This is a genomic window from Chitinophaga niastensis, assembly GCF_003014755.1.
GTDB classification, from domain to species: Bacteria; Bacteroidota; Bacteroidia; order Chitinophagales; family Chitinophagaceae; genus Chitinophaga; species Chitinophaga niastensis.
In genome coordinates this window covers 1,306,708-1,322,618 of the sequence record NZ_PYAW01000002.1, presented here as the reverse complement: position 1 = coordinate 1,322,618, position 15,911 = coordinate 1,306,708, and the positions used below count along the sequence as shown (strand labels likewise).

Below are 15,911 nucleotides of genomic sequence, written 5' to 3'. Positions count from 1 at the left end.
TTTTTTAATTACGGAGAGAAGCAATCTTTTCCACGGATGCTGTTTTTTTCCAGGCGCTGGTAACCCTGACGGAATCTTGTGACATTGTATTTTTCTCCGTATATGCTTTTACGTGAGGAGTTACTACACTGTTCCTTACCGGCCTGCGTTGCATGAGCGGTAAGGGTAAAGGATTCCGGGTAACACCATCCGTATTTGCAGCCGGTGCCGCACTAACAATTACGTGTACGTTGGTACCACCATCAGCAAAACAATTGATGCCTGCCACTGCCGGGGAAATATCCCATGAAGTACGCTCGCGGCAAAAACTGAATGGCGAATGACCGATATCGTAGTGCAGCATAGGTTGCTGGCCGGATAAAAACGGTACTATTTCTTTATGATGCAGCATCAGCAATACCTTGATCAATCCGGCCATTCCTTCTGCACACAAAGGATGACCTATATTGGGTTTGATACTGCCGAGCATACAGGTGGCACCTTTAGCACTGCGGTATACTTCTTCTATTGCTTTCAGCTCCAGCAGATCCGTCACTGCTGAACCGGAGCCATTGGCTTCTATATAACTGATATCACCCGGCTGATACCCGCTGCGTATAAGTCCCTGCAACATCACCTCCTTCTGTGCCTGCAGGTTCGGACTGGCCGGGCCTGCCGTGCGGCCATCATTATTCACGGCTACTGATTTTATTACGCCGTAAACGCGGTCTCCTGCTGCCTGCGCATCCGCCAGCCGTTTTACCACCAGCATGCCGGCGCCTTCTGATAATAACACGCCGGACGCACGCGCATCAAAAACATGAAAGGCGTTTCCACGGTTTAACAAGCCACGCTGCTGAAATAACTCCATGGCGCCTCCTGGCTGCAACAGGCTAACCCCGCCAACCAGCGCCGCCCTGATCTCTCCTGTTTGCAATGCCTGCGCGGCCATATGCAAGGCTACCAATGAGGAAGAACATGCTGTGTCCACCACTACCGCAGGGCCCCGCAAGTCAAAAAAATGACTCACATTGGCTGCCAGATAATTCTGCCCTACTGCTACTATAGGATTGCGTGCAGATAACAAATCAGCGACCGATGGCTGATGCTGGCTGCGACCTCCCATATATACACCTACCGGCTGGCCTTTCAGTGCTGTATGACTATAACCTGCATGGCACAATGCAAGCAAACTTTCTTCCAGCACAATCAGCGCCTGAGGATCCATTGCCGGTACATCTGATGCAGGCAATAAAAAGAAGGCCGGATCAAATAAACCCTTATCCTCCAGTAAGCCTCCATATACCGGCGAATTTCCGGCATTCCATTCCGGACCGGAAAGAGCACTCAGGCCACTGCGGCCTTCTGACAGCAGTTTCCAGTAAGCATCCAGATTAACTGCACCTGCAAACCTGCATGACATACCTATTACCGCTATATCATTGTCGTGGCTATTAACCGGCGCCGCTACTATATTTTCTGTTTTTACAGTGGTGCCGGCAGAGATAACTTCAACGGGTATACGTTTATTTGCTGCAACCGTATTTTTAACCACCGCAGATAAGACCGCACCATAATGTGACGTCAACCATACAGACAGTGAAGACAAAGAAGGGTATTCAAACAATAAGGATGGATCCAGCGCTTCCGGTATTTCTTTATTGATCTGACGCAACAGCTGTGCGAGCAAAATGGAATCGACACCGTAGTCCTGGAATGGAGTGTCCGCGTCCAGCTTTTCTATTGGTATTCTCAGCTCCCGGCCAAACAATTCCAGTAACCATTGACGTACATCTGCCAGTAAAGAATGATTATTTTCCGTAATTACAGCGGCACGGGAAGGTGCCGTTTCCGGTACTAACAGATAGTTATCCGGCGGGATTGCAGGATTAAATACTGCAGGATCTGCCACTGCGGCCAGCAATACACCTCTACGGCCACTGGCCAGTACCTGGTCCAGTAAACCAACACCTTCTTCATTCAGCAACGTGTGTAAACCTGTTGCTGCATATACGCCGCCTTTCACAGCTCCCATACCTGTTTCCTCCCAGCTGGGCCACTGTATACTGATCAATGGACAAGCACTCCTGTGCGCACTGCTGAAGTAGTCCATATAGGCATTGCCCATTACATAATCACTCTGACCGGCTCCCAACACGGGCATGGCTGCAGATACAGAAGAGAACAATACAAAACAATGCAGCGGTTGCGCTTTAAAAATTTCATACAGCACATTTAGTCCTGCTACTTTTGGTGCCAATACAGCGGATATGTCAGTCATACGTTTACGGATAAACGCAGGATTATGTGGGTCCGTCATACCGGCACTATGAATGATGCCCTTTACAGGACCCATTTTGGACGTTATTGCTGACAAAGCCTGTACAAATGCAGCCTTGTCGGTGAGCGGTACTGTCAGTACTTCCACCTGCGCACCCAGCGCTTCCAACGCCTGAATGCCTGCTATTTTAATTCCGGTAATACTATCTGTTGTATAAGTATGCCATGTATCCCTGGCCGGTAAAGGTTCCCGTCCACACAACACCAACCGTTTAACAGCATAATTTTTTACAAAATGAACTGCACATAAGGCACCGATTCCACGTGTTCCTCCTGTGATCAGTAATACTTCCTCCGGGCCAAACTGCACTTTAGTTCCGGCAGTTGCCGCCGGCAACGTAAGTGCTGACAACAATGCACGATACCGCTGACCATCCTGCCGGTACACGATCTCCGGTTCCCGGCTTTCCTGGTTGTATTCTGATACGATCAGTGATGCCAGTGTAACATCATCTATCATTATGGCTACATCCATATGACGCGAACGTAACTGACGATATTCATTTTGCAGCATCCGGAACAATCCTGCTGACAAGGCGCCACTTAACTGTTGCAGGGACACTTCCGCTGATTCCAGCCCACGGCTCACTGCCAGCAGCAGCAAGCCGGCACCACCCTGTTCTATCAGTTGCTGCAATGGGGGTAACCAGCTAAGATCCTGATCGGATATCGTTCCGCATCCTAACAGGTTTATACAACCGCTGTAAACTTTCTGCAAAACAACGGGCAACTGATCTTCATCTATATAAAAGATATCGCTGCCGGGGAAATGAGCACCAACCAGGCCTGCCAGCGTTTTAGCTGAACTGTCTGACAATATTAATACCGGTCCGTTTGTTTTACCTGATGTGGTTGCCGGTGCGGGCTCCCATTGTTTTTCCAGAAAATAACTACGGCGGGAAGCTGTTTCGTTTAGCCCTGCACGTAGTGGTTCATCGGTCGTTTGGCTGACTGCCACATCCGGCACCCAGTATCGTTCACGGGCAAACGGATAAGTAGGTAAACTAATTCTGCGGGGTTTTACTTCCTGATACAATCTGTTCCAGTCGATCGTCAAACCCCTTATCCACAAGGCTGCCAGCTTCAGCAATTCTTTTTTCTGCAACCATGTTTCCAGCAATGGTTTTATATGCTCCTCCTCTTCTTCTATCTTTTTACCCACCTTACCTGTCATAATACTGGCGTAAGTGGCTTGCTCCGTAAATGTCAATAGTGATGTCAGCAAAGCCGGTTTTGTATCAGCAACAAAAGCCATGCGGTATTCCATTGACTGGCGCCCTGTTTGCAATGTCCAGGCGATATCTGACAACACAATATCTTCCTGTGCGCTTACCTGCAAATAAAGTGCTGCTGCATATTCTTTCAGCTGTTCCTCACTTTTGGCAGACAATACAAAAAGCAGGGGAACACCTGTATCAACAGGTGTGGCCGGCGATTGATATTCTTCAATGACCAGGTGTGCGTTGGTACCACTATACCCGAAAGAGCTGATAGCTGCACGTCGTGGAGTGGCAGCAGTAGATACCCAGGGTTGCAAAGAAGTATTTACATAAAAAGGGGAATCATCAAAATTAAAATGTTCATTAGGTTTAGAAAAATGTAAGGTCGGTACGAGCTGCTGATGCTGCATAGCTAACAGTACTTTCTGTACGCTTGCTACACCTGCCGCTGCTGAAGTATGACCAATATTACTTTTTACAGAACCCAGGGCACAGAAGTTGCGCTGGCTGGTTTTCTCTTTAAAAACAGTTGACAAAGCCTCCAGCTCAATCGGATCACCCAGTTTAGTACCGGTACCATGCATTTCCACATAACTGATGCTTTGCGGATCTATCTTATATCTCTCATAAATCTCCCGTTCCAGTTCAATCTGACTATTAACACTAGGTGCAGTCATCCCATTTGTTTTTCCGTCCTGGTTAATGCCGGAGCCGATGATTACGCCATACACCGGATCCTTATCTGCTACTGCATCCGTTAATCTTTTTAGTACCAATGCGCCCACTCCTTCACCGGGCACAAAACCATTGGCGCTATCATCAAATGTTTTGCAACGGCCTTCCGGAGAGAGCATACCCGCGCTGCACATTCCCATGTATGATTCAGCAGTAAGATAAAGCGTTACGCCGCCTGCCAGTGCCATATCCACCTCTCTGTTCAGCAAAGCCTGACAGGCCAGATGTGTGGCTACCAGGGAAGAAGAGCAGGCGGTATCAATAGAAATGGCGGGGCCTTTCAGGTTGAGGTTATAGGCCACACGTGCAGCAGCAATTGAAAAACTGTTGCCCGTAATGTTAGCAGATGCCGCCTGACTTTTATACTGCAACAGTCCATATTCGTTGCTCATAATGCCGAGGTATACGGCACATTTTTTATTACTTAAAGTTTGCCGGGTATAGCCCGCATCCTCAAATGACTTATAGGCTTCCTGTAAAAAAAGGCGTTGCTGCGGATCCATGCCTTCCGCTTCCAGCGGAGTGATACTAAAAAACAAGGGATCAAAAAGAGCAATGTCATCCAACGCACCTAACCATTTACAATATACTTTTCCCTTCTGATAAGGAAGTGGTGCATAAAACTCGTTTACATTCCAGCGGTCCACCGGCACTTCACGTACACAATCCCTTCCTTTCTCCAGATTATCCCAGTATTGACGAAGATTACCTGCACCAGGATATCGCCCTGACATACCAACAATAGCAATACGCTCCGGGTACGAAACATCTGACGTAGGTTCGTTTACGTTATACTTCACTTTATTTTCCTGCTTCACAGGAATCTCCGGTAAAGGTGCTGCCTGTCGTTTCATTTTTTCCAGTACCGATCTGGCTTCCTCCATACTTATTTCCCCTGCCTGCAAGGCTTTCAACACTTCTTGTGCACTCATAGGAATAACTTTAGTTTACGAAAAGATGATTTAACAACTGGTCTGCCTGTCCCACATCGAGGTGGCCGTTCTTTACCTTTAACAGGATATCATCCATTGAAAGGGTAACAGCAGCCTGTTCTCCGGCCTGGCTATCCTGCAGCACCTTAGCCAGATAACGGGCTAACTCCTCTATCGTAGGATAATCATATAATTTTGTTGCCGGCAATGCAGTTCCATATTGTTTATTGATAGCACGGGTCCACTCTACGCCTACAATAGAATCCAATCCCATATCAACAAAGTTTTTATCGGTCGCTACTTCTTCGGGTAGCATAAACAATGCTTCTGCCAGACTGATCACCAGTCCCTGCTGCAAATCACGTGTGGATACAGTTGGCAACGATATAGTAGCAGCTGCCGGGATATTTTTCTCCACCTTTACCGGCTGCTCTTCAGGAGGTAATGAAAAGAGTGAAGGGTCATTGCCAGCCACTGCGGGCTTTTCCAGCTGTTTTAATTCATTTTCCATGAAAGCAGCAAATAAAAGGATAGTTGGATAATCATATACCCTGAGTGCTGCTACAGCAGTGCCATATTTTTTATTCACTGCTCTTACCCATTCCACACCTACTATAGAATCCAGCCCTATATCCACCAGGTTTTTTTCTTCATCCACATCTTCGACCTGCATAAACAGGGCTTCAGCCAGACTTGCTGTCAGCTCCCGCCGCAATTGTTTATTGCTGATAGTAGTTGTGATAACAGCAGCAGGCATCACAGACGGAGCTACAACTGGCGGAGCAGTAACATGTGTTGTAGCAACGATGGCCTGAGCTACCCCCCGCAAGACAATGCCTGTTGGTTTATCCCGCATAATATTTTCCGCCACTACTGTTGTTGTTAGTGGTTGTAATCCCTGTTGCACCACTGCTTCAGCCTGCAGCGGTTGTGTAATTGGTGCAACCGGTGTATGTGCCGTAGCGGCTACCTTTAACAGGTTATCCGGCGACCAATAACGCTCGCGTGCAAAGGGGTATGCAGGAAGACTAATCAGCCCTCGTTTTACATCAGTATACAATCTGTTCCAGTCAATTACAAAGCCTTTGATCCAGAGCTCCATCAGGCGGGTATATTTCTTTTGCTGCATCCATTGTTCAATAGCAGGTTGCAGTGCGTCCTCAACAGATAAGTCGGACAAAGTGCTTTTACCATCCTTTATCTGCCCACGGTAAAATTCACCTGTGTTTTCCACGTTGCCGGTGAACAATACCAGCTTCTCTTCCAACTCCTGCAAATTATTCACCGTAAAGGCGAGGCGTTCTTCCATTGCCTCTCTGCCCACCTGTAATGTGTAGGCTATATCTGCAAGCATTGTTTCATCCGGAATAGCCTGTCGCACAAAGGCCAGTAGTCGTCCGGCCATTTCTATCAAACGGTTTGCGTTACGGGCTGATAGGAGAATGATAACAGGTAATGATGCTGTTGTATTTTTTTGCTGTTGTCCGGATATATATTCTTCAATAATGACATGTGCATTGGTACCACCGGCACCAAACGAAGAGATACCAGCCCTTCTGGGAAGCGTTGTTTCTACACCGTTAGTATGCACTACTAATCGTTTCCACTCCTTCAATTCCTGTTGTACGATGAAAGGTGTTCTGCCAAAATTGATATTAGGATTTAATACGGCAGCGTGAAGGCTTGGTGCTATTTTGCCATGTTTCATCTGCAGCAATACCTTCGTGATACCAGCAATACCGGCTGCTGCTTCCAGGTGTCCGATATTGGATTTCACCGCACCAATGGCACAAAACTGCTGATCCTGGGTATGATGCCGGAAAGCCTGTGTAAGCCCCGTGATCTCTATGGGGTCCCCCAGCTCAGTACCGGTGCCATGGGCTTCTATGTAACTGATTGTTCCGGCGTCTATACCGGCTTTGTCCATTGTTTCCCTGATCAGCATTCCCTGGAGTACAGGGTTAGGCACTGTGTAACCATTGGTCTTTCCTCCATGGTTAATACCGGAGCTACGGATTACACCATAAATATGATCATTGTCTGCAATAGCTGCTGATAAGCGTTTCAACAGCACTGCCCCGACTCCTTCACCAGGTACAAAACCATTACCTCCTGCTCCGAAACTCTTGCATTGTCCATCTGCAGAAAGCATACGCTGTGCACAAAGACCGATATAACCGGAAGGATGTACATAGAGATTCACCCCTCCTGCTATAGCCAGTTCACATTCCCGTAAGCGCAGGTGTCCGCATGCCTCATGAATAGCCGTCAGAGAAGAAGAACACATCGTATCTATTGGCATACTTGGCCCCTGGAGATTAAACAGGTAGGAAACCCTGTTGGCCACAGAGCTGAAAGACGTATGCGGATAAAATGGTTTCCCGGCTTTCCATAATTCCGGTCCATATAAATCAAAACCTGTTTTTGTAATGCCTGCAAATACACCTACCCGGTGTTTATATTTTAACGCCAGTTGCTCCCTGGTATATCCGGCATCTTCCAGCACTTCCCAGCAAGCCTGAATAAACAGGCGTTCCTGTGGGTCCATATTAATAGCTTCCCGCGGAGAGATATTAAAAAACTTCGGATCAAAATCAGCAAAACCTTCTAAAAATCCGCCCCATTTACTGTAGCTCTTGCCCTGTTCTATCGCTGCTGCTTCATCCGGATTAAAAAATCCATCTACCGGCCAGCGGTCGGCAGGTATTTCTGTAATACAATCTTTCCCGGTTGCCAGGTTATTCCAGTATTCTTCCAGCGTGGCTGCCTGCGGATAACGCCCGCTTAAACCAATGATAGCAATAGGTTCCGGACCATCCTGTGGTGCATGAGCTACCGGTGCAGGAGATAAAGGTGCAGTGATATGAAATGTGTTTTGACTATCGTCAGATGCTGTTGTTGTTGTAATATTTTCTGCTACGGTAGCGGCAGTAAGTCCTGTCCACTCCATACATACCTGTACATGGTCAGTTACAAAATAATCCGCCAGCGCATCAAGCGTCTGATATTCAAAAAACAGGGTCTTGGACAGTTCACCAAATATAACAGCCAGTTTCTGATTGAGTCGGGTAATGATAAAAGAATCAATACCATAAATTTCCAGGGGCGCTGCGGCATCAATTCTGGATATATCCAGTTTAATATCTTCTGCCAGCAATAGCTTCAGCTGATGAGTAGTTTTTCTACGCAACTGTGAGGAGGCAGCTGCCGGTATAACGGGAACAGGTATACGCTTTTTATCAGCTGTGCCGGCGTCCTGCAAAAATGCACGCATGGTGGTGGGATAACCTTCCCATATCATTACATGCGTCTGCGCATATTGGAGGCTTTTATAAAACGCGGCAATACCTGTCTGGCGGCGCAAAGGTATCATGCCTGCTTTTTGCAGGATGGTATTACGGGTGGCGTCATCAACAGCCATACCACCTTCTTCCCATAATGGCCAGCTGATAGCAAGTGTTTTTCCTGACCGTTTTCCTTCACGAACAAGTTCATCACGGTAACGGGCATACGCATCCATAAAAGCATTGGCAGCAGCATAGTCCGCCTGCCCTGCATTACCCATTACACCTGCACCGGAAGAAAAGGCTACAATAAAGTCGAGTGGCAGGTGCTTGCTGGCTTCATCAATATGCAGCAATCCGGATACTTTGGGAGATAATACCTGCAGCAGTTCTGCTGTTGTTTTTTTGAAGATGTAATTATCCCGTATCAAACCTGCACTATGGATGATACCATCCAATCGTCCACAGAGAGATTGTATATCCAGTATCAGTTTATCAGCCTGTTGCAAATCACTTACATCTGCCTGTTTATACAGCACTTTTACACCGCGTGCAGCAAGCGCAGTTATGCGTTGCTCCTGTTCTCCTGACAGTGCTGACCGTCCACAAAGCACAAGCGTTATTCCTTTGCTCACGACTGCCATTTCTTCTGCAAAAATCCAACCCAATCCACCGGCGCCACCGGTAATCAGGTATACACCACCCTCCTTCCAGGGGAGTGCAGGTGTACTTTCCGGCATCGTCATTTCTTTCCAGCCGGCCACCTCACGCTTCCCATCTTTATAACGGACATCCGTATCCAAAGGATTCCGTGCACATTCCAGTAATTGATTGATCAGGATTTCCGGATCTGTGATAGCTGAAGAAGTACGTATCAGCTGGCCGTAAAACAATGGATTTTCGAGTCTGGCTGTTTTCAGTATACCGGCCAACCCGGCAGACAATTGTTCTTCCGGCTGATCTCCGATCTGTAATTGCACTAAAATCTTCTTCCTTGGCTTGCTGTTGAGTAAAGACTGCACTGTGGTAAATAATTGTGCAGCCTGTTGCTGAAAACGTTTATCCGTTTCAGTTATACTTCCGGCTAAGCATATATATTGTACTTCCTGTATGCGGGCAGTGATTTCTTTTGCATGAATACCTTCCGGAATACAGCTTATAACCAGGTGCTGTTCGTATTCAGGAACTGTAACTGCTGATTCCGCAGCTTGTTCTTTCCAGTAAGGTTGCAGGAAGAGTGTATCCGTTTCCGTTACCCGTTCCGCAGTTGCTGAAACCTGTGCTGTTACTACAGCAGGTGTTACCCAGTAATATTCCTGTGCAAACGGATAAGTGGGAAGATGTACCCGTTGTGGCAGCACATCGCCGTATAACAATGGCCATGGCAATTCATAACCCTGGCAATACAACTCTGCCAGTGCAAATAAGGTTTCCTGATATTTACCAGGCTGGTTATGTAAAGACTGACTGTTTTGCAGCAGTTGCGTAGCATATTGCTGTAACGCTGTCTGCATGCGGAAGTCGCGGGGTACCTTGCCGGTAAATACAAAAGGAAGTCTTTCATTACGTCCTGCCTGTTTCCAGCCATGTACTGCCTCCTGCCTGTTTGCAACCACCACAGCACAACGGCATGCAAAATGCTGCCGGCCTTCCAGCAATGTATAAGTGATAGCTGACAGGCTGCTGGCGGCCGTTTCCGGCTGTTCCAGGAAAACCACCATATCCCTGATCTTATTCCGTAAGGCATCTTCTGTTTTGGCAGACAATACTACCATATAGTAAGGAGCCTCCCTGTTTACTACTGCAGGTGAAGCATAACTTTGCAATACCATATGTGCATTGGTACCACTGAAGCCAAAGGCACTCAGTGCGCCGGTGCGAAGTCCGTTTGTTTGTTCCCAGTGCCTGCTGGTTTTATTTACATAAAAAGGACTTTCTTTCCATTTGATATAGTCACTTTCCTGCACACAATGCAAACTGGCAGGAATTGTTTCATGACGGAGTGCCTGCACCAGGCTGATAAGACTTACCAGACCAGATGCCGCCATTGTATGACCGAAATTTGTTTTGGTGGAAGTAAGTGCACAGAAAGCCTGTTTTTGCGTGTAACTTCTGAATGCATCGTACAATGCATTTACTTCCACAGGATCACCCAGCCGTGTACCAGTACCGTGTGTGACCAGGTAGCTGATATCTTCAGGGATAATCTGATACCGGTCATACACGTCCTTCAGCAGGGCCGTTTGTGCTACACCACTGGGCGCAGTAATTCCATTTGTTTTACCGTCGTAATTAATGCCACTGCCTTTGATGACTGCGTACACCGGATCACCGTCTGCTATTGCGCGGGATAAGCGTTTCAGCACCACTGCTGCAACAGCTTCTCCGGGTACCAGCCCGTTTGCCTGCCTGTCAAATACCGCGCACTTGCCATCATCAGATAACATTCCTGCCTGTCCCATCCAGATAAATGCTTCCGGTACCAGCACCAGGTTTACACCTGCTGCAAGCGCGGCATCACATTCTCCGGTGCGCAAACTCATACATGCCTGATGCACAGCAACCAGGCCTGAAGAGCAGGCCGTATTGATAGCCATCACAGGACCGTTGAGATTTAGAAAATAAGCCAGGCGCGATGCCAGTATTGCATTGTGATTGGAAGTGATTGTGCTTTTTTCTCTGGTTAGCATCTGATAGTCTCCCTCTTCCACGCCAACAAACATTCCGATTTTACCGGTGTTTAACTGAGCGGTGAGGTACCCGGCATCTTCCAATGCCCGCCACGATTCCTGCAACAGGAGCCGTTGCCGGGGATCCATCGTTTCAGCTTCCCCGGGAGATATTTCAAAAAACAACGGATCAAATTCGGCTACTCCCGGAATACAACCACACCATTTGCAGTTGGTTTTACCGGGTTGTGGTTGTGGACCATCATAATACAGGCGCCAGTCAAATCTTTCCGCCGGAATTTCTTCTACAGCATGTTTTCCCTGCACCATGATATCCCACATCTCATCAATATTTCTGGCCTGTGGGAAACGTCCGCTCATGCCTATAATGGCAATTGGTTCCTGCATATTTTCTGTTACGGGTGATGCAGCAGGTAATACCGCAGATGAAGCTGTTACTGCAGATGTAGCTATTACCGGCTCTTCTTCCCCGTAAAAAGTTTCCATCATATCGGTATGTGCTGTTGCAAAATACTGTGTCAGTTTTTCGAGGGTAGAATAACCAAAAAACAATGCCGGTGTAATATCAAGCTGATAATGCGATGCCAGCAGTTGAGCAAACTGGGCGAGGCTGATAGAGTCAAATCCGAAATCAGCCAGGTTATCTTTTATATACAGGTTTTCTGCCCCAATCTGTAGTAATCCTGCTGCCAGCTGCTTCAGATCCTGCTCAATGCAATCAGGTAAAGATATCCCTGCCCTGCGTGCCATTACCTTCTTTTCGCCTGCATCCATTACCACAGTGGCAGCTTCTTTTTTATCAACTGCTGTTAATCCCAGGAAACGATGTACCCTTGCAGGTTGTCCGGTTATCACCAGGTGCTGGGTCCGGGATTGTAACAACAGTTTTTTAAACAGGTCTATGCCTTCTGTTGCTTCCATCAGGCGCAATCCGCTCGATTTCAGGTACATTTTTGTTGTATCATCTCCTCCTACCTTCATGCCCTCTCCATTCCATAATGGCCAGTTGATCACAGCCGTTTTGCCCGGCAAAGAAAGGCTACTACGGTAACGGGCATACGTTATAAGGAAGCGGTTTGCCATAGCATAATCGCAGGAGCCAAAATCGCCCATTATTCCGGAGGAGGAAGAAAAGTAACATACAAAGTCCGGCGACTGATCCTGCAGGAGTTTATCCAACACCATTACACCAGTTACTTTAGGTGCCAGTACCTGCTGAAAATCAGCCGGTGACTTTTCCAGCACACCTTTATCTGTTGAGATACCAGCTGCATGAATAACACCATTTACAGGGCCGGAATGTAACAGTACCGGTTGCAGCGCTTCCTGCATCGACATCTCATCACATATATCTGCCTGAACATACCATACTTTGCTGCCAAGATCTTCCAACGCTTTTACGCTGGCCTGTTTTGCAGCATCCAGTGGTGTACGTCCTGTTAATATCAGATTTACCGGATGCAGACCTGCGAAGTGGCGGGCAAACAATATACCTAATCCGCCGCAACCACCTGTGATCAGGTAAGTGCCTCCTGCCCGGATCATTGAATCCGGATTATTTTCTATGATAACAGGATGTATTTTGCATACCTCCCGCCTGCCTTGCTGGTAATGTGCAGACTTTAGAACGGCTGCCTGCAACTCATCACGACAAATCAACAACCATTGTGACAAAGCAATATGACCGGCTTCCCCAAAAACGACTGCCATCTGTATTTGCGGCAATATCATGCCTAATGAACGTTCTATACCCATCCATGATTCGATATGACAACGTTCAATACCATTATGATAAAGGCCTGTCAGTAATACCCGCACATCTTTTACTTTACAGGCAGACAACGCCTGCAGTAAAAACAGCACAGGTGAACTATCTTCCACAAATACAGTAGTGGTTAAAGGCCAGCCATATAAAACACCATCTATTTTGCCAACAGTAGCCGTTATATCATTCAATGCGCGTTCATAAGTACCTTTCTCTGCTGCATTTATCCGGTAATGATGTGCAGCATATTTTTCATAGCTGCTTCCCGGAGCAATGAAGACAAGTGTTACGCCCGCATATGCCGTAGCCGACATATGTTGCTGTGCGGTTTCCTCCAGCATACACACCCATATTTTGTCTTTTATATTTGTGGTGGCTATCAGGTCAACTGCTTCCCACACCTCTTCAAATGTCATCAGCTCATAAGCTACATCGCTGGTACCGTGGGCTTCCTGCGCCAGCTGTTGTTTTTGTACCGGTGTTATAACAGGTGCGCTTACAAAGGCAGGTACCCAATAACGTTCAGTGGAAAATGGATAGGTAGGCAGGGAAATACGGCTATAGGTATCTCCTGCATATAAGTTTTCATATAATAACGTATATCCCTGTACGTATAATCCCGCTACAACGGCCAGCCGTTCCAGAAATTCAACATTATTGCTGTTATTACTGCTACAATACTGTATGCATTCCTCACCATATTTTTTTAATGATTCCTGGTCTTCAGTTATCTGCCCGGCACTATACACCTGTGGTGCTTTTCCGTTATCCAGCCAGTTTTTGAGTGCTGTTGCCAGTTCATTTGTATCCTTTGCTACTACTGCCAGGCGGTGTGTAAAATGTTTTCTTCCCATCAGTAATGTGTAACTGATGTTACCCAGGTCGGCACCGGGAGCATCATCACAAAAACTGCTTAACCGCCGGGCGATCTGCTGCAATTGGTGCGGTGTACGAGCAGATAACAGTACAATATATCCGGGCTTCATTACATGTGTACGTACCACCTGTGGCGCCTCTTCGATCACCATATGTGCATTGGTGCCGCTGGCACCGAAGGAGCTGGTAGCGGCGCAACGTGGGCGATCCCCGGTGGCTGGCCATTCCTTTAAATCTGTGTTCACAAAAAACGGGCTTTCGTCGAAGCTGATATTTGTGTTTCCTTTTTCATAATGAAGAGAAGGGGGTATTTGCCGGTGCTGTAAAGACAATAATACTTTGAAGAGGCCTGCAATACCAGCTGCCAGCTGTGTATGTCCGATGTTTGTTTTTACAGAACCGATCGCACAGAAATATTGCTTGTCGGTATATTTCCTGAAAGCGCGCGACAGCGCATTAAATTCTATAGGATCTCCCAGTTTTGTACCGGTACCGTGGGCTTCTACTAATTGTATATTTGCGGGGTCAATATCAAAACGTTCATAGATCGAACTTTCCAGTCGCTCCTGTGAAACGGCACTGGGTGCAGTAATTCCGTTGGTAGTACCATCCTGATTAATTCCTGAACCACGTATCACGCCGTAGATATGATCTCCATCTGCCAGGGCTTCGCTTAAGCGTTTAAGTACCACTACGCCTACCCCTTCTCCCGGTACAAATCCATTGGCCCTGTCATCAAACGTATAACAGGTACCTGTAGGTGAAAGCATGCCCGCTTTACCGGCAGATGCATACAACCACGGTGTAGACTGTACGAAAACGCCACCTGCCAGCGCCATGGTTGTTTCATGTTCCCATAATCCCTGGCAGGCAAGATGCACCGCTACCAATGAGCTGGAGCAGGCAGTATCTATTGAAACCGCAGGTCCCTGCAGATTAAGATAATAAGCAATGCGGGCAGGTATTACAGAACTCATGTTACCCCAAAAAGCCTGAGCGGGTATCTGTTCATTATTGCGGAATAGTTGCTGATAGTCTCCTGCACCACATCCTGCATATACACCACATAAACGTCCATCCTCACTTTTTCCGGCGTAACCTGCATCTTCCAGTGCCTTCCAGGCTTCCTGCAGAAACAGCCGCTGCTGCGGATCCATATATGCAGCTTCATTTCCTGATATGTTGAAAAACAAAGGATCAAAGGCAGCTATATCATCCAGAAAACTACCATGGTTGCAAAAGGTCTGATCATCAGTAGCATAAGCAGCCAGGTCCCAACGCGTTACTTTTTCAACCAGGTTGGTACCGTTGGATAAATGCTTCCAGAGCTCTTCTATGTTGTTGGCACCAGCAAACCGGCCACTCATCCCGATAATGGCAACAGGTTCTCTGCTGTCATGCGATTGGCCTTTCTGCTGTCCTGCGGAAGCCGGCACAGTATTATCGCCGGCACCCGACAACGGATGCGGAACCGCTGTAGCTGTAGTGACACGTGACGGTATCCTCACTGGTTTACATGCTGTATAAATATAACCTGCCAACCTGTTTACTGAGCTGTAATCAAACAGGATCGTTGTTTCCAGCGACAGACTTAAATGATCATTCAGCAGCTGCACCAGGTGTACGCCCGTTACAGAATCCAGCCCATAATCAGCAAACGAATCATCCGCATCTATTTTAGCAGCATTTACTTTCAGCGAATCTGATAATAACTGCGTAATCAGTTTCCGTAAATAAAGTTCATCCGGTAAATTGCTCACCTGTACTTCTGCTGTAAGCTGCTGTGATGGCGTGGACGGCGCAACAACGGAAGACGGTGTTGCTGCAGTGATCCAGTAAGATTCTCTGGCGAAGGGATAGGTGGGCAAACTGATCCTGCGCGGTCTGCCATTTTCATATAACCTGTTCCAGTCAAAGGAAAGTCCCTTTACCCAAAGATCGAGCAGCTTATCATATTTACCACGCTGTATCCATTTATCTACTGCTTCCTGCAATTCTTCATCAGCAGTAAAAACGGCCAACGCCTCGCGGCTGCTTTTGCTTTGTCCCCTGTATACGGCAGTGTCGTTATTGTCATCAATAAAATCCTG

Annotated in this window: 2 protein-coding genes (1 of these 2 running past the window's edge); both read right to left on the bottom strand. The window is 47.2% G+C overall.

Annotation, left to right across the window (positions count from 1 at the left end; genetic code table 11):
• Positions 1–4 precede the first annotated feature (4 nt).
• Complete coding sequence (locus CLV51_RS13720) at positions 5–5,206, bottom strand: type I polyketide synthase (RefSeq protein ID WP_106528588.1); 5,202 nt, start codon at positions 5,204–5,206, stop codon at positions 5–7.
• 10 nt (positions 5,207–5,216) lie between these two features.
• Positions 5,217–15,911, bottom strand: the 3' portion of a protein-coding gene (locus CLV51_RS13715; protein WP_158267013.1) for an SDR family NAD(P)-dependent oxidoreductase. Its footprint extends 7,254 nt past the window's final position; only the last 10,695 of its 17,949 coding nucleotides appear in the window; the start codon falls outside the window, past its right edge — the gene reads right to left on this strand; it ends in the stop codon at positions 5,217–5,219.